Raw genomic sequence first — 16,067 nt, forward strand, 5'->3', positions numbered from 1 at the left:
GCTGTTCGTCATGATCTGACCAGTCTCCCTGCCCGAACCCTCGGGCGACAGGACGACTCACACAACGACTGGACCTACAAGACGGGGTCAGTCCAGTGGGGACGCCGGACGCGGGTGACGACCGTCGTCGCCGGTATCGGCATCCTCGCGCTGGTCGCCACGGGATGTGCCCGCGGCGCGAACACCGGCGGCGGTGACGATTCAGGCGACGCCGTCACGGCGAGCCCCGGCATCACCGACGACAGCATCACGCTCGGCATCACCACGCCGCTGTCGGGACCGACCGCCGGTCCCGGCACGTGCACGGTGGCGGGCCTGGAGGCGTACTTCGGCGCGGCCAATGCCGCGGGCGGCATCGAGTTCGGTGACGGCAACACTCGTACCGTCGAGATCGAGGCCCTGGATGACGCCTACGACCCGCAGCAGGCCGCGGCGAACTTCGAGCAGCTGAAGGACAGCGTGTTCGCGATGACCTCCGGCCTCGGCACGCCGACGAACCGCGCGTGGCGCGAGGCGGCGATCGACGATGAGGTGCCCCAGGTGCTCATCATGACCGGTGACCCGCTGTTCTCCAACACTGCGGAAAGCCCCTGGCAGCTCGGATTCGTTCCGATCTACCAGAACGAGGGAGCCGCGTTCGGCGAGCTGCTGGCGGCGTCGGGCGAAGACCACAAGGTCGCCATCCTCGCGCAGAACGACGACTACGGCGAGGGCTACGTCGAGGGCTTCAAGGAGGCCATCGAGGGCGCCGACAACGTCGAGGTCGTCGAGGAGCTCACCTACGAGGCGACCGACACCTCGGTCGACGCGCAGCTGACCGAACTCGCCGCCTCCGGCGCCGACGTCTTCTTCAACGCGATGTCGATCACCCCGCTGGTGATCTCCTCGCTGCAGAAGGCGCAGGAGCTCGGCTGGCTCCCGTCGTGGTTCCTGCCCTCGAACACCTCCAGCCCCACGGCGATCCTGGAGCCCGGCGGGGCGACGGCGTTCCCCGGCGTCTACTCGGTGTCGTTCGCCAAGGCTCCCGCAAGCCCCGCCTACGCCGAGGACGAGGACGTGCAGAACTTCCTCTCCAACCTCGCCGAGTACGCCGACTACCCCGACATGCCGGCGTTCCCGCACTGCATGTGGAGCTACATGATCGGTGGCACCCTCGAGCAGGTGTTCGGTGAGATGACCGAGCCGACGCGCGAGAACTTCATGGAGGCGTTGCGGACGGTCTCCGACTACCAGGCACCGCTGATGCTCGAGGGCACCGCGGTCGACACCACCGAGGACGGGCAGCCCGCCGTCTCGAGTGTCGTGGTGCAGAAGTACAACGGACGCGGGTACGACACGGTGGAGACCTTCGAGTAACCCGTCATCCCGTCGCGAGGCGCGTCGTCCCTTCCGGGGCGGCGCGCCTCGTCGTGCGCCGGGGGGCGACGGGTTGCGCGCGCTCGTGCGCGGCGGGCGACGCGAGGTCAGCCGAGCGTGCGCAGCACCCCGACGATGCCGTTCAGGTGAGCTCGCGTGGCGGTGTCGGCCGCATCGGGGTCACGGGCCAGCACGGCGTCGATGATCGCGATGTGCTCGGGTGCCGACTGCGAGGCCCGTCCGGGGTGGAAGGCCAGGCGGAACTGGTGGCGTGCCGACTGGGCCCGAAGCCGCTCGAGCAGCTGCGTCGCGGTCGCGTGGCCGCTCTCCTCACGCAGGCACCGGTCCATCTCCTGGTTGAGCCGGGCGTACTCCACGAGGTTGCCGGTGGCGACGGCCTCCTCGATGCCGTCGCGGATGGCGCGGAGTTCCGCTTCACCCGCGGCGGTCAGGTTCTCGGCGGCCTTGCGGGCGCAGAGGGACTCCAGCCCCACCCGCACCTCGACGATCTCGACGGCTTCGTCGACGCTGATGGCGCGCACGCGCGCACCCCGGTTGGGCAGGCGCTCCACCAGGCCCTCTCCGGCGAGGTTCAGCAGGGCGTTGCGGACCGACGCGCGCGAGGCCTCGAAGCGTTCGCTGAGGTCGGCTTCGATGAGCCGTTGATGCGGCGCGAAGTCGGCATTCAGGATCGCCTCGCGGATCCGCTGGGTGAGGTCTGGGCGCGCGGGAGCGTCATCCAGAACGTCTGTGTCGGTCATCCGCTCCACCTCTCCGTCGACGTCGACCCGGGCGCGCGGAGAATCCCCGGAAGAGGATCACCCACGTACGATCCGAGCGTACTCCGAAACGGGGATTGCCGACGAGATCGCCGAGGATTATGTCGCCAATCCAGCCTTGCAGAGGGAACGGCTCAGCCCACCCGGTCGACGAGGTCGAGGCCGCGACGGGCCCACTCGATCTCGCCGCGGGCGCGCTCCACGAGGCCCTCGTACGCGAAGCGCTTGTAGGCGATCGTGCGCTCGCGATCCTCGTCGGGGGTGACCGCGAGGCGTCTGACGAGCATCGGGTTGCTCAGCGCGTCGATGCGCTCGAGCTCGCCCTCCCACTGCGCCAGTTCGGCCGACCAGGTGATGATGTGACGCTCGAGGAAGCTCCGTGCCGCGTCGGGCGTCGTGGTCTCGAGGTAGGCGGCGCGCAGATGCGCGGGGTCGCGCACCCGCTGGTAATCCAGCGGCGAGGTCATCCAATCGAGAAAGGCCCGGTCGCCGGCATCCGTCACGTGATAGAGCCGTCGACGGCCGCGCTCGCCGCGGGTCTGCTCCTCGGCTTCGACCAGGCCCTCCTGCTCCATCTTGCGCAGCTCCGGGTAGATCTGCGAGTCGGGGGCGTGCCAGACGTGACCGACCGAAAGGGAGAACTGCTTCTGGAGGTCATAACCCGACAGGGCGCCGACCCGGAGGATCGCCAGCAGGGCGTATCGCAGACTCATGAAGCTCCTTGCCGGTGTCTGGGGTGAGGGTAGCAAAAGGGCCCGGGCATCACGCACCCGAGCCCCTTCGCCCTCACGGTCAGTCGTTCTTGTAGCCGGTGCGCCATCCGCCCTGGTAGGTCTGGCGGGCCACCGTGGAGTACGGCACCGGCGAGACCACGACGCGGACCTCGGTCTGCTCATGCGGCTCGACCGACGCCTTCGATGAGCCGCCGTTCGGTTCGCCCCAGACGACCTTCAGCTCGGTGCCCTCGGGGACGTCGGGGTCGACGGTCCCGAGCGACAGGCCGCGCTTCTCGTTGGCGCTGTACCCGGTGAACATCGAGAAGCCGACGACGGTGCCGTCGGCGTCCACGACCGAGTCGTAGTTCGCCGAGCCGTAGTTGGCCAGCGGCAAGTCGAAGAACTTGTAGCTCGGGCCGTCGACATCCAGGAGGGATGACCACACCCGGCCGAGGTCCTCGGCGTTCCAGGCCAGCGTGACCTTCTTGCGCTGGGTGGCGGGGTCGATCTTCTCCAGCGCGTCGCGCCCGATGAAGTCGTGGTCGAACTTCACGAAGGAGCCGTAGCCGAGCTCCCACGGGGTGAGGTAGTAGTCCTCGATGTCGTCCGACACGAACGAGCCGGCGAGCGTGCCCGTCGCTTCGTAGCTGTCCACGCCGAGCCACTCGCGGTAGGCCTGCTCCTCCTTGCCGGTGTAGATCGCGGGCAGCGGCGAGGGGATCCATCCCGATTCGAGCGTGTTCGACGGGTAGGCGCGCGAACCGACGGGAACCAGGCCGAACTCGGCGCCGGCCTCGACGATGATGTCGCGGACGCGGTGGTGGTCGGCGTAGGGGCCCCAGATCTCCAGGCCCGGGGCGCCGGCCATGCCGTGGCGGAGCGTGCGGACGTTCATGCCCTCGATGTTCATCGTCGACATGGCGAAGAACCGCAGCTGCTCGAGGGGACCGCCGTTGAGCTTCTCGATGACCTTCCACGCCGCGGGGCCCTGGATCTGGAAGCGGTAGTAGCGGCGCGAGACCGCGTCGCCGTAGGGACGCGAGGGGGAGCGGCGGTCGACCTCGATCTCGAGGTTCTTGTAGCCGCCGGTCTCACCGTGGAACATCAGCCAGTTCGACGCCGGCGCGCGGCCGACGTAGACGTACTGGTCCTCCTCCTCGTGGAAGAGGATGCCGTCGCCGATGACGTGGCCCGACGCGGTGGTCGGCACGTACTGCTTGGCGCGGTTGACGGGGAAGACCTCGACCGAGTTGATCGCGGTGTCGCGGATCAGGTTGATCGCGTCGGAGCCGCGGAGGAACACATTGTCCATGTGGTGCGACTGGTCGTACAGGACCGCGGTGTCGCGCCAGGCCTTCTGCTCCTTGATCCAGTTCTGGAAGTCAGCGGGGACGACGGGGTAGATGTAGGAGCCGATCTGGGAGTTGCGGAGCAACTCGACCGGGTTTCCCTTCTCGTCCAGCAGCTGCTGCAGATTCTCTGCCATGGGTGGAACCTCTCTGTTCGGTAGGTGGTCTTCGGGAGGGTGCGGGGGATCGTCAGGGGCGGTCGCTGAAGACGATCGTGTGGTTGCCGTGACGGATGACGCGGTCCTCGGCGTGCCACTGCACGGCGCGCGAGAGCACGGCGCGCTCGACGTAGGCGCCACGGGCTTGGAGGTCGGCGGCGGTCATCCGGTGGTCGACGCGGGCGACGTCCTGCTCGATGATCGGCCCCTCGTCGAGGTCGGCGGTGACGTAGTGGCTCGTCGCGCCGATCAGCTTCACGCCCCGCTCCCTGGCCTTCTTGTAGGGCGCCGCGCCGATGAAGGCGGGGAGGAAGGAGTGGTGGATGTTGATGACCGGCACGCCGATCTTCTCCAGGAAGTCCTCGGACAGGATCTGCATGTACCGCGCGAGCACGACGAAGTCGACGTTGCCGTCGAGCAGCTTCAGGATCTCCGCCTCGGCGGCGGACTTGTCGGGCCCCTGCGAGTGCACGTGCACGAACGGGATGCCGAACGAGCGGACGTCCTCGGCGGTGTTGGTGTGATTGGAGATGACCATCGGAATCGTGACGGGAAGCTCGCCGCGGCGGTGGCGCCACAGCAGCTCCAGCAGGCAATGGTCGCTCGTCGAGGCGAGGATCGCCATGCGCTTCGGCACCGACTGGTCGGTGAGCACCCACGTCATGCCGAGCGGCTCGAGGGTCTTCGCGAGGTCCGCCTCGATGGCGGGCATCGTCGCGGTGAGACCGGGGCGGTGGAAGACCACGCGCTGGAAGAACTCCCCGCCCTCGGGGTTGTCGGAGTACTGGTCGAGGGTGACGATGTTGCCCTCGTTGCGGGCGATCAGCGATGACACCGCCGCGACGATCCCGGGCTTGTCGGGGCCGTGGACGATCAGGCAGGCGTGGTCGCGCCGGGCGTCGTTGTGCAGCGTCATGCGGAACTCCTCAGGATTGCGGGGCGCGGAACTCGCGCACCCACTCCGAGGTCGCGCGCAGGCCGCCGAACGTGTAGAAGTGCAGTCTGACATCGCCGAGCGTGCCGTTCTGAGCCAGCAGGTCGGCGAGGTCGGTGACGAAGCGGTCGGGCCCCGCTGTGCCCATGAGGTTCGTCAGCGAGAAGCCGTACTTCTTCACGATCATGGCGTTCGCGCCGATGCCGAAGCGGCGCGCGAAGCCGAGCAGGCGCTTGATGCCGGCGGGGCCGGGCGTGCCGATGCGGATCTCGGCGGTGATGCCGCGGCGGCGGACCTCCTGGATCCATGCCATCACCGGGTCGGTGTCGAAGGCGAACTGCGTGAGGATGACCGCGTCGAGGCCCTGCTCGGCGAGGGCGGCGATCTTGTCTTCGAGGTGGCGCCACAGGATGTCGTCGGCGATGTCGGGATGACCCTCGGGGTACCCCGCGATGCTGACCTCCCTCACGCCGTACTGCTGCAGGATGCCCGAGCGGATGACCGACAGCGAGTCCTCGTAGGGGCCCTCGGGTTCGGCCGGGTCGCCGCCGACGGAGAAGACGTGCTCGCTGGCGCCGACCTCCTGGAGGCGGGCGAGGAACTCCTGCAGCTGCTCCGCGGACTTCAGCCGCCGCGCCGAGATGTGCGGAACGGGGATGAAACCGGCGTCCTTCACGGCCTTGGAGGCGGCCACCCGCATCTCGAGATCCTCGTTCCCGAGGAAGGTCACATTCACCTTGGTGCCGGCCGGGATCGAGTCCTGCGCCTCCTGGAGACCGGGGATGTCCTTCCCCGTCATCTCCAGCGAGTAGTCCTGCACGAGCTGGCGAGCCGCTGCGGAATGTTCGGAGGTGGTGCGTGCCACGTCGAGGTCCTTTCCTCTGCGATGAGCATCGGTGCTCACGACAACACAATAACTATCTCCATAGGTAATGACAAGAGGCATTTCCCGAGCGTCTGATTCAACAATTCGGTGACGCTCGTCATGAAAGTCTTGACAAGCGGATGCCGCCTGCCCGACCATGAACACGTCAGGCCACGAGGATGTGACGACCCGACGCAGCACCGACGTCACGCCTCGAGACCGGCTCCACCCCGACACCTACGAGAGGCCCGTCAATGAAGAAGAGGCTCGCCGCGTTCGGCCTGATGGCCGTAGCCGCACTCGCCCTCGCCGGTTGCACCGACTCCGCAGCCGGCCCCACCGCAGATCCCAGCGACAGCGCCGATGCCGGTGGCGGTACGACCGAAGAGGTCCGCGACGTCCGCGTTGCTGCACTTCCCATCGCCGAATCCGGTGCGCTCTGGGCGGCGATCGACGAGGGGATCTTCGAGGAATACGGGCTGAACGTCGAGGTGGTGCCCGCCCAGGGCGGCGCCCAGGCCATCCCCGCCCTCCTCAGCGGCGACATCGACTTCGCGATCGGTCAGCCCTTCGGCCCCATCCGCGCCGACCTGCAGGACCTCGGCGTCGTGATCTTCAGCAACTACGCCTCCTCGCTCACCTCGGGTGAGGACGTCAACGCCGTCGTCGCCCTCGGCGACGCGGGCATCGCGGGCCCCGCCGACCTCGCCGGCAAGCGCGTGGCGGTCAACAGCCTCGGCGCCGCCGGCGACCTCACCATCCGCAAGGCCGTCGACGACGCCGGCGGTGACTCGTCGACCATCGAATTCGTCGAGGTCGCCTTCCCCGACGCGCAGGCCCAGCTGGAGGCCGGCAACATCGACGCGGCGTGGGTGCCCGACCCGTTCCGCGGCATCGTCGTCGGTGGCGGCGGGGTCGAGGTCGTGGCCCCCTACCAGGCGACCATCCCGGGCCTGACCGTGCTGACCAACTTCACCACTCAGGCCAAGATCGACGAAGACCCCGAGCTCGTCGCCGACTACGCCGCCGCGATGGCCGACGCCCTGGAGTTCGCCTCGCAGAACGAGGACGCCGTCCGTGCCGCCATCGCGACGAACCTCGAGATCCCCGAGGAGGCTGCGGCCGGCATCGTGCTGCCGGACTTCACCGCCGACCTCGGCAGCGCCGGTATCGAAGACCTCGCCGCCCTCGCGGTCGAATACGGCTACATCGACGCCGAGCCCGACTTCTCGCGGCTCATCCAGCAGCAGTAGTCCGCGCGGAGCGGGCGGCCGTTCTCCCACGCGCCGCCCGCTTCCTACTTCGACCCCGAGAGGTCCCCCGTGTCCGAAAACGCGGTGATCCCGTCACCGGAGACGACCGCCCCCGCGCGGCAGTCCCGACCGGAACCCCCGAACCGGCTGCGCTCGGCGCGCCGCGCCCGCACCTTCCGCAAGGTCGCCCTCGGAGCGCTCGGCATCGCCGGGTTCCTCGTCACCTGGCAGCTGATCCCCACCCTGGGGTTGCTCGACCCGCGCTTCTTCCCGCCGCCCACCGAGGTGCTCGCGCGCCTGGCCGCGGACCTCCGGGACCTGGAGTTCTGGCGCAACATCGGCCGCACGATGACCGCGTGGGCCATCGGCCTCGCCATCGCCACGGTGCTCGCCGTCGTCCTCGGCACGATCATCGGACTCGTCCCCTTCCTGCGCAAGGCCACCCACACCACGGTGGAGTTCCTCCGGCCGATCCCCTCCGTCGCGCTCATCCCGCTCGCGATCCTCGTGTTCGGCCTCCGCATCGAGGCGGCACTCGTGATCGTCGTCTACGCCAGCTTCTGGCAGATCTTCGTGCAGGTGCTCTACGGCGTCGCCGACGTCGACGCGGTCGCCCGCGACACGGCCAGGAGCTTCCGGCTGCCTCGCGCCGAGCGCATCCGCTATCTCATCCTCCCCACGGCGCTCCCCTACCTCATGACGGGTCTCCGCCTGGGTGCGGCCGTCGCGCTGATCCTCGCCGTCACCGCCGAACTGACGATCGGAAACCCCGGGCTCGGTCGCGCGATCGTCGTCGCGCAGTCCGCGGGCGACTACGTGCGCGTCTACGCCCTGGTCATCGTCACCGGCATCCTCGGCCTCATCATCAATCTCGTCTTCCGGGTCATCGAGCGCCGCTCGCTCTCGTGGCACCAGTCGGTGCGAGGGGAGGAAGTGCTGTGACCCTCTACACCAGCACCGTCGTGACGCCGAAGCCCCGTTCGCGTCGCTGGGCCAAGCTCGGTTCGGGCATCGGGTACGCCCTCGGCTTCCCGCTCCTGCTCCTCGTCATCTGGGGCGTCTGGTCGTCGTTCGCCACGACCCCGTTCTTCCCGAGCCCGCTCGTCATCGCCGAAGCGTTCGTGGAGACGTGGGTGGGGCCGGCATTCGTCACCGACGTGCTCCCGAGTCTCGGGCGGCTCGTCGTCGGTGCGGCGCTGTCCATCGTCGTCGGCATCGTCGCCGGCCTCGTCATCGGGCTCACCCGGTGGCTGAGCGAACTGCTCGAGCCGATCCTGGAGTTCTTCCGCGCCATCCCGCCGCCGGTCCTCATCCCGATCGTGGCGGTGCTCCTCGGCCCCACCGATTCGATGAAGGTCGTCGTGATCGTCGCCGGCTCCCTCTGGCCGGTGCTGCTCAACACGATCGACGGCGTGCGGGCGACGGACAGTGTGATGACCGAGACCGCCCGCTCGTTCGCGCTGACGCCGGGCGAACGCATCCGCTATCTCGTCCTTCCCGCGGCGAGCCCGCGCATCATGACCGGGGTGCGCCAGGCCCTGTCGATCGCGCTGATCCTCATGGTCATCTCCGAGATGTTCTACTCCTCGTCGGGGCTCGGCTACCGCATCGTCTTCTTCCAGCGGAACTACCTCATCGCCGAGATGTGGAGCGGCATCGTGCTGCTCGGCCTCATCGGCGTGCTGCTCGCCACGATCTTCGGATTCGTCGAGCGGCGGGTGCTGCGCTGGTACCACGGAATCAAGGAGGTGGAGCGTGCCTGAAACGCTGCTCGAGGTCCAGAACCTCAAGAAGGTCTACGAGGCGGCGACCGGGAACGTCGAGGCGATCGGCGACATCAGCTTCCGGATGAAGGCCGGCGAGCTGGTCTGCATCGTCGGTCCGTCCGGCTGCGGCAAGACGACCCTGCTGAAGTGCATCGCAGGGCTCCTGCGCCCGACCGCCGGCTCGGTGGAGCTCGACGGCCAGGCCGTGACGAACCCGCCCGAGAGCATGGCGCTGGTGTTCCAGGAGTACGGCCGGTCGCTGTATCCGTGGCTGACCGTGCGCGGGAACGTCGAGCTGCCGCTGAAACACAAGCGGATGTCGCGGGCCGACCGCGATCGCCTCGTCGACGACGCACTGAGGGCCGTCGGACTGGACCACGCCGACAAGTGCTACCCCTGGCAGCTGTCGGGAGGGATGCAGCAGCGCGTCGCCATCGCGCGGGCCGTCGCCTACCAGCCCGAGGTGCTGATCATGGACGAGCCGTTCGCCGCCGTCGACGCCCAGACCCGCGCCGACCTCGAGGACCTGGTGCGGACCCTTCACCGCGAGCGCGGGATGTCGATCCTCTTCGTCACCCACGACATCGACGAATCGGTGTACCTCGGCGAGCGCGTCGTGGTGCTCTCGAAGTCGCCGACCTGGGTGCAGGAAGATCTCGCGATCGACCTGCCGCCCCTGCGCGACCAGATCACGACGCGTGCGATGCCGCGGTTCACCGAGCTGCGCACCCACGTGTACGAGCAGATCCAGCGCGCCAAGCGCGGCGAGGCCGTGAGGCCGGGCGCAGTGGCGTGACCTCCCCCGTCCTCCGGTCGGCCCCGCCCGACCGCACCTTTCTCACGCGCAAGCCCCGCCAGCTGCTGCTAGCGTTCTTCGGCGAGTACGTGTGCGACCGCTACTTCGAGCCGCTGCGTGCGAGCGTGCTGCTGAGCGTGCTCGAGGGCGCAGGGGTCACGGGCCCGGCGGTGCGGACGAACCTCGACCGGATGGTCTACACCGGCCTCGTCGAGCGGCGGCGCCTGGGCCGCGAGATCGGCTTCGTGCTCACCCCCCACGGCAGCGACGTGCTGCGTGAGGCGTCGCACCGCGTGCACAGTCCCACCCCGTTCGAACGGGAGGGGGAGGGGTGGACGCTGGTGACCTTCAGCGTTCCCGAACACCAGCGAACCCTCCGCCACCGCCTGCGCGCGGCTCTGACCTGGTCGGGCTTCGCGCCGCTGCGCGACGGACTGTGGATCGCCCCGGGAGAGGTCGACCTTGCTGCGGCGCTCGCCGCCATCATCCCGGATCTGACGCCCGGATCGGTGACGGCGTTCGCCGCCCGGCAGCTCGACGGCTTCCCGATGGGGGACGCCGTGCGCACCGCGTGGGACATCGCGTCGATCCGGCGTGCGCACCACGAGTTCCTCGCCCAGTGGGATGACGAGGTCGACCCCGACGCTCCCGGTGCGCTGGCCACCCGCATCCTGCTCGTCGCCGACTGGCTGGCGCTGCTGCGGGCCGATCCCGCGCTGCCGGCGCAGTACATGGATGCCGACTGGCCGGCGGAGCGCTCGCTCGAGCTCTTCACTCGCCGCCACCGTGAGCTGGCGTTCCCGGCGGTGCGGGAGTTCGCAGCGCTCGTCGGGTGAGCGCGAAGGTGGCGCAGATGGTGACCTTGGGGCGCTGAACCTCGCCATGTGCGTCACCTTCTCCCGGGGCTGACGGCGCTGCGCGCCCCCCGCCCTACCCGCCGAAGCGCGTGCGCAGCTCGGCCTTGCGCACCTTCCCCGACGCGGTGCGGGGCAGCTCGTCGACCACGACGACGTTCTTCGGGATCTTGTACCGCGCGATCCGTCCCTCGAGGTGTCCCCGCACATCCTCGAGCGACACCTCGGTGCCCGGCGCCACCGTGAGGATCGCCCACGGCACCTCGCCCCAGCGCTCGTCGGGCACGCCGATCACGGCGACCCCCGTCACGCCGGCGACGTCGCTGATGAGGTTCTCGACCTCGGCGGGGTAGATGTTCTCCCCGCCCGAGATGATCATGTCCTTCAGCCGGTCGGCGATGAAGAGGTACCCGTCGGCGTCGAGGTACCCGAGGTCTCCCGAGCGGAACCACCCGTCTGCGGTGAACGCCGCGGCCGTGGCATCCGGCAGATTGAGATACCCCGCGAACACGTTCGGTCCCGAGATCTCGATCTCGCCCACGGTGCCGCGCGCCACCATCGCGCCCTGCTCGTCGGCGATGCGCACGTCGGTGAAGAAGTGCGGCAGCCCCACGCTCCCCTGCTTCTCGCGCGTCATCTCGGGCGCGAGCGAGGTCGCCCCGGGCGAGGTCTCGGTCATGCCGTAGCCCTGCGAGAACGACATCCCCCGCTCCTCGTAGGCGTTGAGGATGCGGGTGGGCACAGCCGATCCGCCGCACGTGAGCTTCCGCAGCGACGACAGGTCGGTGCCGGCCCAGTCGGGATGATCGGCCATCAGCTGATACGTCGTGGGCACACCGCTGAGCATCGTCACCCGATGCCGAGCGATGAGCGCCAGCGCCCGGCCCGGGTCGAACCCCTTCTCGAGCACCAGCGTGCCGCCCTTGAGGAAGACCGGCAGCGCCCCCATCCCGAGGGAGGCGACGTGGAAGAGCGGCGAGATCATCAGCGCTATGTCGGTCGAGACCACGTCGTAGTCGATGATGCAGTTCAGTGCCACCCAGGTGAGGTTGCCGTGGGTGAGGACCGCACCCTTGGCCTTCCCTGTGGTGCCGGAGGTGTAGATGATCGCCGCGGGGTCGTCGGGGCCGACCTCCTCGTCGGCGTGCCCGCCGGACGCCGTGCGGATGAGCTGATCGAGTCCCGGATGCCGCGCATCGCCCTCGCCGGTCGGGATGACGTCGCCGATGCGGGCCCCGTCGATCCCCGGCTGGGCGCGCTCGCGGAGCGCCGGGTCGACGATCACGACGCGGGCGCCCGAGTCGGCGAGCACGTGGGCGATCTCGGGCGGCGCGAGCCGGGTGTTCACCGGCACGAAGACGGCACCCAGCTGCGCCGCGGCGAACATCACCTCGAGGAACTCGGGGCAGTTCTCACCGATGTAGGCGACCGCGTCGCCGCGACCGAGACCGCGGTGGCGGAGCACCGATGAGATGCGGTCGACCTGGTCGGCGAACTCCCGATAGGTCACCTGCGCGTCGCCGGCGACGATCGCCACCCTGTCGGGGCTCTTCCGGCGGCGCGTGGCCGCCCACGCTCCGATGCCGTGGTTGTGCATGCACTTCTCCTCCGAAGTCGGATGCCGGGACTCGCCGCCGAACGGCGCTCAGGCGTAGAAGCGGTACAGCCCTCGTGCGACGACGGCGGGCTTCTCGGCGCCCTCGATCTCGATCGTCTGGTCGACGGCGAACTGGTAGCCACCCTTGACCTCGGTGACCTCGGCGATGACGGCGGTCATGCGCACGCGCGCGCCGACCTTCACCGGCGAGACGAAGCGCACCTTGTCCAGGCCGTAGTTCACACGGGTGCTGACGCCGGTGACGTCGAACAGCTCCGACCAGAACTTCACCGTCAGCGACAGCGAGAGGAAGCCGTGGGCGATCGGCGCCCCGAAGGGGCCCGCCGCGGCTCGGGTGGGGTCGACGTGGATCCACTGGTGGTCGTCGGTGGCGTCGGCGAAGAGGTTCACCCGGTCCTGGGTGACCTCGAGCCAGTCGGTGTAGCCGAGATCGGTGCCGGCGAGGCCGGCGACGTCGTCGTAGCTGACGGTGGTGGTCATGGGTGTCTCCTTGGGTGCGGTGAGTGAGCGGCGGGTGGTCAGGTGAACGCCGAGGCGCCGGTGAGGGCGCGCCCGACGATGAGGGCGTTGATCTCGTGCGTGCCCTCGTAGGAGTAGACGGCCTCGGCATCGGCGAAGAACCGCGCGGCATCGTGGGCGAGGAGGATGCCGTTACCGCCGAGCACCTCGCGGCCGAGGGCGACGGTCTCCCGCGCGAGGCGCGCGGTCTGCATCTTCGCCAGGGCCGAGTTCTCGTCGGCGAAGGCTCCGGAGTCGTCCTGATGCGCCGACAGCTCGACGACGAGGGCGAGGGAGGCGACGGTGTTGCCGAGCATGCGGGCGAGCTTCTCCTGCACGAGCTGGAACCCACCGAGCGGGCGATCGAACTGCCGCCGCTCCCGCGTGTAGCGGACGGCGGCGTCGAGCACGCCCGCCTGGAGACCGGCGGCGATCCACGCGACATCCGACCTCATGGCCCGGAGGATCCCCGCGACGTCGCGCCAGCCGTCGACCCGCTGCAGCCGGTCGGTCTCTGCCACCCGCACCCCGTCGAGCGTGATGCGGGCGTTCTGCATCGGCCGGAGCGAGATCTTGCCGGTGATCGACTCGAGTCCGACGCCCGGCGCATCGGTCGGCACGAGGAAGGCCTTGACGGCGGAGTCGGCGACGTCGCGGGCGAAGACGACGAGAAGATCGGATGCCGCGGCCCCGCCGATCCACGTCTTCGCCCCGTCGATCACCCAGGCGTCGCCGTCCCGGCGCGCCGTGGTCGACAGGCCCCCGGCGATGTCGGAGCCGTGGTCGGGCTCGGTGAGGGCGAAGACGCCGGTGACCTCGAAACTCCGCACGCGCGGATCGAGCGCGGCAACCTGCGCGGGCGACCCGCCGAGAGCGACGGCGGAGCGGAAGAGGCCCGACTGGGCGTTGTACAGGGTCGCGACCGACACGTCGGTGCGGGCGAGGACGTAGTTGCGGAAGCCGGAGAACATCGTCGAGCGCGCCTCGGCGGCATCCATTCCGGCGGGCTGCATGAGGTCGAGCGGGATGAGCGCGTCGAGGATCGCCTCGGGCATCACCGCACGCTCCCAGGCGTCGGCCAGGAGCGGGCGCACGTCGCGGTCGAGGGTCGCCTGCAGTCGCGCGAGCGTCGCGCGCGCCGCCGGGCTGAGGTGCCGTGCGGCGATCGCGTACGGGTCGAACCCGAACGCCTCCTCCGGCTCGAGCGCGGGCATGTCAGCCGCCGAGGCCGAGGAGCCGCACGGCGTTGTCCTTGAGGATGCCGGGCATGACCTCGGGCTTCAGGCTCGTCGCGGCCGCGTCGCGCTGCCAGCGGTCGGGGGTGAGGAGGGGGAAGTCCGACCCGAAGAGCACGCGGCTCTTCAGGTACGAGTTCGCTGCGCGCACGAGCGACTCGGGGAAGTACTTCGGGCTCCACCCCGACAGGTCGATCCAGGTGTTGTGCTTGTGGGTCGCCACCGACAGCGCCTCGTCCTGCCACGGCACCGAGGGGTGGGCCATGATGATCTGCAGGTCGGGGAAGTCGGCCGCGACCGGGTCGAGGAGCATCGGGTTCGACAGGCCCAGGCGCATCCCGCGCCCGCCGGGCAGGCCCGCCCCGATGCCGGTCTGGCCGGTGTGGAAGAGGGCGACGACACCGGCATCCTGCAGGATCGCGTAGAGCGGATACCAGCGCTCGTCCGAGGGGTCGAACCCCTGCACCGTCGGGTGGAACTTGAACCCGCGCACGCCGGAGTCCTCGAGGAGGGCGCGGATGCGGTCGGCGGCGTCGGAGCGGTGCGGGTCGACCGAGCCGAACGGGATGAGGACGTCGTTGTGGCGAGCGGCGCCCGCGGCGACCTCGGCGCTGGAGATCGGCGGATGCCCGAGCGTGTGCCCGGCGTCGACGGTGAAGACGACCGCGGCCATCGCGCGCTCGCGATAGTAGTCCGCGACGGAATCGAGGTCGGGGCGGGGGCCGTCGGCGGAGAAGTACCGGGATGCCGCGGCGACGAGGTCGCCCGGAAGGGAGTGATGGCCGTGCCCGTCGACCTCGATGTGCACGTGGACGTCGATCGCGGTGATCGCGTCGACGTCGATCGCGGGCTCGTACCTCATCGCGTTCCCCGGTGCGAGGCCCCGGTCGTTGAGCGAGGACGCGCGGAGCGCGTCCGAGTCGACACGCGTCTCACCGCTGCAGATCCTCCGGAAGCGGCGGGAATTTCTCGCCGACGCTCTGCAGCTCCCCGACCGCCTCGCCGAAGCCCTCGACGAGGGCCTCGTATGTCCAGCCGCCCTCGCGGTATGCGGTCGCGACGGCCTCGGGGTGCGACCACAGCTGCAGGCGGTCGCCGCCGATGCCGATCGCCTGACCCGAGACGCCGGCGGCAGCGTCGGAGGCGAGGAAGGCGATGAGGCCGGCGACGTCGTCGGAGGTGCCGAACCCGAGGTCGTGGCGGAAGAACGCGGGCATCGCCTCGCCCTTCTCGTCGGCCTCGACCGCGGCGGCGAAGTAGGGCACGGTCGCCGTCATCGCGGTCGCGGCGACGGGGATCACGGCGTTCGTGGTGATGCCGGCCTTCTTCAGCTCCAGCGCCCAGGTGCGGACCATCCCGACGATGCCCGCCTTGGCGGCGGCATAGTTGGTCTGGCCGAAGTTGCCGCGCTGGCCGGTCGGCGAGCCGATGCAGATGATGCGTCCGGGGATCTCGTTGGCGCGCATGTAGGTCGCCGCGGCCCGCACGCAGGTGAAGGTGCCGCGCAGGTGCACACCGATGACGGTGTCGAAGTCGTCATCGCTCATCTTCCACAGCACGGTGTCGCGGAGCACCCCGGCGTTGGTGACGAGGATGTCCAGGCGCCCGAAGGTGTCGACGGCGGTCTGAACGAGCTGCTCGGCGGTCTCGGTCGGGCCGACCGGCGCGACGACGGCGACCGCCGAACCCCCCGCGTCGGTGATGCTCTTCACGGCCGCATCGGCGGTTGCTGCGTCGACGTCGTTGATGACGACCGAGGCGCCCTGTCGTGCGAGTTCCTGGGCGTAGGCCAGACCCAGGCCGCGGCCCGAGCCGGTGACGACAGCGACTTTGCCGTGAAGTGACATGAGAGCTCCTTCGATCACCACCCATTGAATCGGACGATGATTG

Annotated in this window: 16 protein-coding genes; 6 read left to right on the plus strand and 10 right to left on the minus strand. The window is 69.5% G+C overall.

What is annotated here, in order from left to right:
* A partial coding sequence (locus HDC37_RS00005; RefSeq protein WP_306457525.1) for an ABC transporter substrate-binding protein occupies positions 1-1,356 on the plus strand: 1,356 nt, incomplete at its 5' end.
* 107 nt (positions 1,357-1,463) lie between these two features.
* On the opposite strand, the gene HDC37_RS00010 is transcribed toward HDC37_RS00005, so the two are convergent.
* From HDC37_RS00010 to HDC37_RS00030, 5 genes are all read right to left on the minus strand, one after another.
* Complete coding sequence (locus HDC37_RS00010) at positions 1,464-2,117, minus strand: GntR family transcriptional regulator (protein WP_179558382.1); 654 nt, start codon at positions 2,115-2,117, stop codon at positions 1,464-1,466.
* Positions 2,118-2,269: 152 nt separating this feature from the next.
* Positions 2,270-2,848, minus strand: a complete 579-nt coding sequence (locus tag HDC37_RS00015; RefSeq protein ID WP_179558383.1) for a PadR family transcriptional regulator — start codon at positions 2,846-2,848, stop codon at positions 2,270-2,272.
* Positions 2,849-2,927: 79 nt separating this feature from the next.
* Positions 2,928-4,337, minus strand: a complete 1,410-nt coding sequence (locus HDC37_RS00020; protein ID WP_179558384.1) for an aminomethyl transferase family protein — start codon at positions 4,335-4,337, stop codon at positions 2,928-2,930.
* A gap of 52 nt (positions 4,338-4,389) precedes the next feature.
* Positions 4,390-5,274: a formyltetrahydrofolate deformylase gene (purU, locus tag HDC37_RS00025; RefSeq protein ID WP_179558385.1), complete on the minus strand. Its 885-nt coding sequence runs from the start codon at positions 5,272-5,274 to the stop codon at positions 4,390-4,392.
* A gap of 10 nt (positions 5,275-5,284) precedes the next feature.
* A complete protein-coding gene (locus tag HDC37_RS00030; protein ID WP_257021244.1) occupies positions 5,285-6,091 on the minus strand; it encodes a methylenetetrahydrofolate reductase in 807 nt (268 codons plus the stop codon).
* A 320-nt stretch (positions 6,092-6,411) separates the two neighbouring features.
* Here HDC37_RS00030 and HDC37_RS00035 point away from each other — a divergent pair, with 320 nt between their 5' ends.
* From HDC37_RS00035 to HDC37_RS00055, 5 genes are all read left to right on the plus strand, one after another.
* Positions 6,412-7,410, plus strand: coding sequence for an ABC transporter substrate-binding protein (locus HDC37_RS00035; protein WP_179558387.1), 999 nt, complete (start codon positions 6,412-6,414; stop codon positions 7,408-7,410).
* A gap of 147 nt (positions 7,411-7,557) precedes the next feature.
* Complete coding sequence (locus HDC37_RS00040; protein ID WP_179559042.1) at positions 7,558-8,352, plus strand: ABC transporter permease; 795 nt, start codon at positions 7,558-7,560, stop codon at positions 8,350-8,352.
* Positions 8,349-9,173, plus strand: a complete 825-nt coding sequence (locus HDC37_RS00045) for an ABC transporter permease (RefSeq protein ID WP_179558388.1) — start codon at positions 8,349-8,351, stop codon at positions 9,171-9,173. The genes HDC37_RS00040 and HDC37_RS00045 overlap by 4 nt, the downstream gene beginning before the upstream one ends.
* Positions 9,166-9,972 carry an ABC transporter ATP-binding protein gene (locus tag HDC37_RS00050; protein WP_179558389.1) on the plus strand — a complete coding sequence of 269 codons (807 nt, stop codon included), beginning with the start codon at positions 9,166-9,168 and terminating at the stop codon, positions 9,970-9,972. Before HDC37_RS00045 ends, HDC37_RS00050 begins: the two co-directional genes overlap by 8 nt.
* Positions 9,969-10,808 carry a PaaX family transcriptional regulator C-terminal domain-containing protein gene (locus HDC37_RS00055; RefSeq protein WP_179558390.1) on the plus strand — a complete coding sequence of 280 codons (840 nt, stop codon included), beginning with the start codon at positions 9,969-9,971 and terminating at the stop codon, positions 10,806-10,808. Before HDC37_RS00050 ends, HDC37_RS00055 begins: the two co-directional genes overlap by 4 nt.
* A 94-nt stretch (positions 10,809-10,902) precedes the next feature.
* Here the strand turns inward: HDC37_RS00055 and HDC37_RS00060 are convergent, their stop codons facing one another.
* The 5 genes from HDC37_RS00060 to HDC37_RS00080 all read right to left on the minus strand — a co-directional run bounded on the left by HDC37_RS00060 (position 10,903) and on the right by HDC37_RS00080 (position 16,024).
* Positions 10,903-12,423, minus strand: coding sequence for a long-chain fatty acid--CoA ligase (locus tag HDC37_RS00060; protein ID WP_179558391.1), 1,521 nt, complete (start codon positions 12,421-12,423; stop codon positions 10,903-10,905).
* A 48-nt stretch (positions 12,424-12,471) separates the two neighbouring features.
* A complete protein-coding gene (locus HDC37_RS00065; RefSeq protein ID WP_179558392.1) occupies positions 12,472-12,924 on the minus strand; it encodes a MaoC family dehydratase in 453 nt (150 codons plus the stop codon).
* Positions 12,925-12,962: 38 nt separating this feature from the next.
* A complete protein-coding gene (locus tag HDC37_RS00070; protein ID WP_179558393.1) occupies positions 12,963-14,156 on the minus strand; it encodes an acyl-CoA dehydrogenase family protein in 1,194 nt (397 codons plus the stop codon).
* A 1-nt stretch (position 14,157) separates the two neighbouring features.
* Entirely contained in the window at positions 14,158-15,039 is an 882-nt protein-coding gene (locus HDC37_RS00075) for an amidohydrolase family protein (protein WP_179558394.1), read from the minus strand.
* Positions 15,040-15,109: 70 nt separating this feature from the next.
* On the minus strand, positions 15,110-16,024 hold the full coding sequence (locus HDC37_RS00080; protein WP_179558395.1) for an SDR family NAD(P)-dependent oxidoreductase: 915 nt from the start codon (positions 16,022-16,024) through the stop codon (positions 15,110-15,112).
* Between the last annotated feature and the right edge of the window lie 43 nt (positions 16,025-16,067).

This window comes from Microbacterium sp. AK009, assembly GCF_013410955.1.
GTDB lineage: Bacteria > Actinomycetota > Actinomycetes > Actinomycetales > Microbacteriaceae > Microbacterium.

Excerpts from the sequence above, each read along its gene's own strand:
- HDC37_RS00010 (WP_179558382.1), bottom strand. The coding sequence starts at position 2,117 with ATGACCGACACAGACGTTCTGGATGACGCTCCCGCGCGCCCAGACCTC.
- HDC37_RS00015 (WP_179558383.1), bottom strand. The coding sequence starts at position 2,848 with ATGAGTCTGCGATACGCCCTGCTGGCGATCCTCCGGGTCGGCGCCCTG.
- HDC37_RS00020 (WP_179558384.1), bottom strand. The coding sequence starts at position 4,337 with ATGGCAGAGAATCTGCAGCAGCTGCTGGACGAGAAGGGAAACCCGGTC.
- purU (WP_179558385.1), bottom strand. The coding sequence starts at position 5,274 with ATGACGCTGCACAACGACGCCCGGCGCGACCACGCCTGCCTGATCGTC.
- HDC37_RS00030 (WP_257021244.1), bottom strand. The coding sequence starts at position 6,091 with ATGACGGGGAAGGACATCCCCGGTCTCCAGGAGGCGCAGGACTCGATC.
- HDC37_RS00035 (WP_179558387.1), top strand. The coding sequence starts at position 6,412 with ATGAAGAAGAGGCTCGCCGCGTTCGGCCTGATGGCCGTAGCCGCACTC.
- HDC37_RS00060 (WP_179558391.1), bottom strand. The coding sequence starts at position 12,423 with ATGCACAACCACGGCATCGGAGCGTGGGCGGCCACGCGCCGCCGGAAG.
- HDC37_RS00065 (WP_179558392.1), bottom strand. The coding sequence starts at position 12,924 with ATGACCACCACCGTCAGCTACGACGACGTCGCCGGCCTCGCCGGCACC.
- HDC37_RS00070 (WP_179558393.1), bottom strand. The coding sequence starts at position 14,156 with ATGCCCGCGCTCGAGCCGGAGGAGGCGTTCGGGTTCGACCCGTACGCG.
- HDC37_RS00075 (WP_179558394.1), bottom strand. The coding sequence starts at position 15,039 with ATGAGGTACGAGCCCGCGATCGACGTCGACGCGATCACCGCGATCGAC.
- HDC37_RS00080 (WP_179558395.1), bottom strand. The coding sequence starts at position 16,024 with ATGTCACTTCACGGCAAAGTCGCTGTCGTCACCGGCTCGGGCCGCGGC.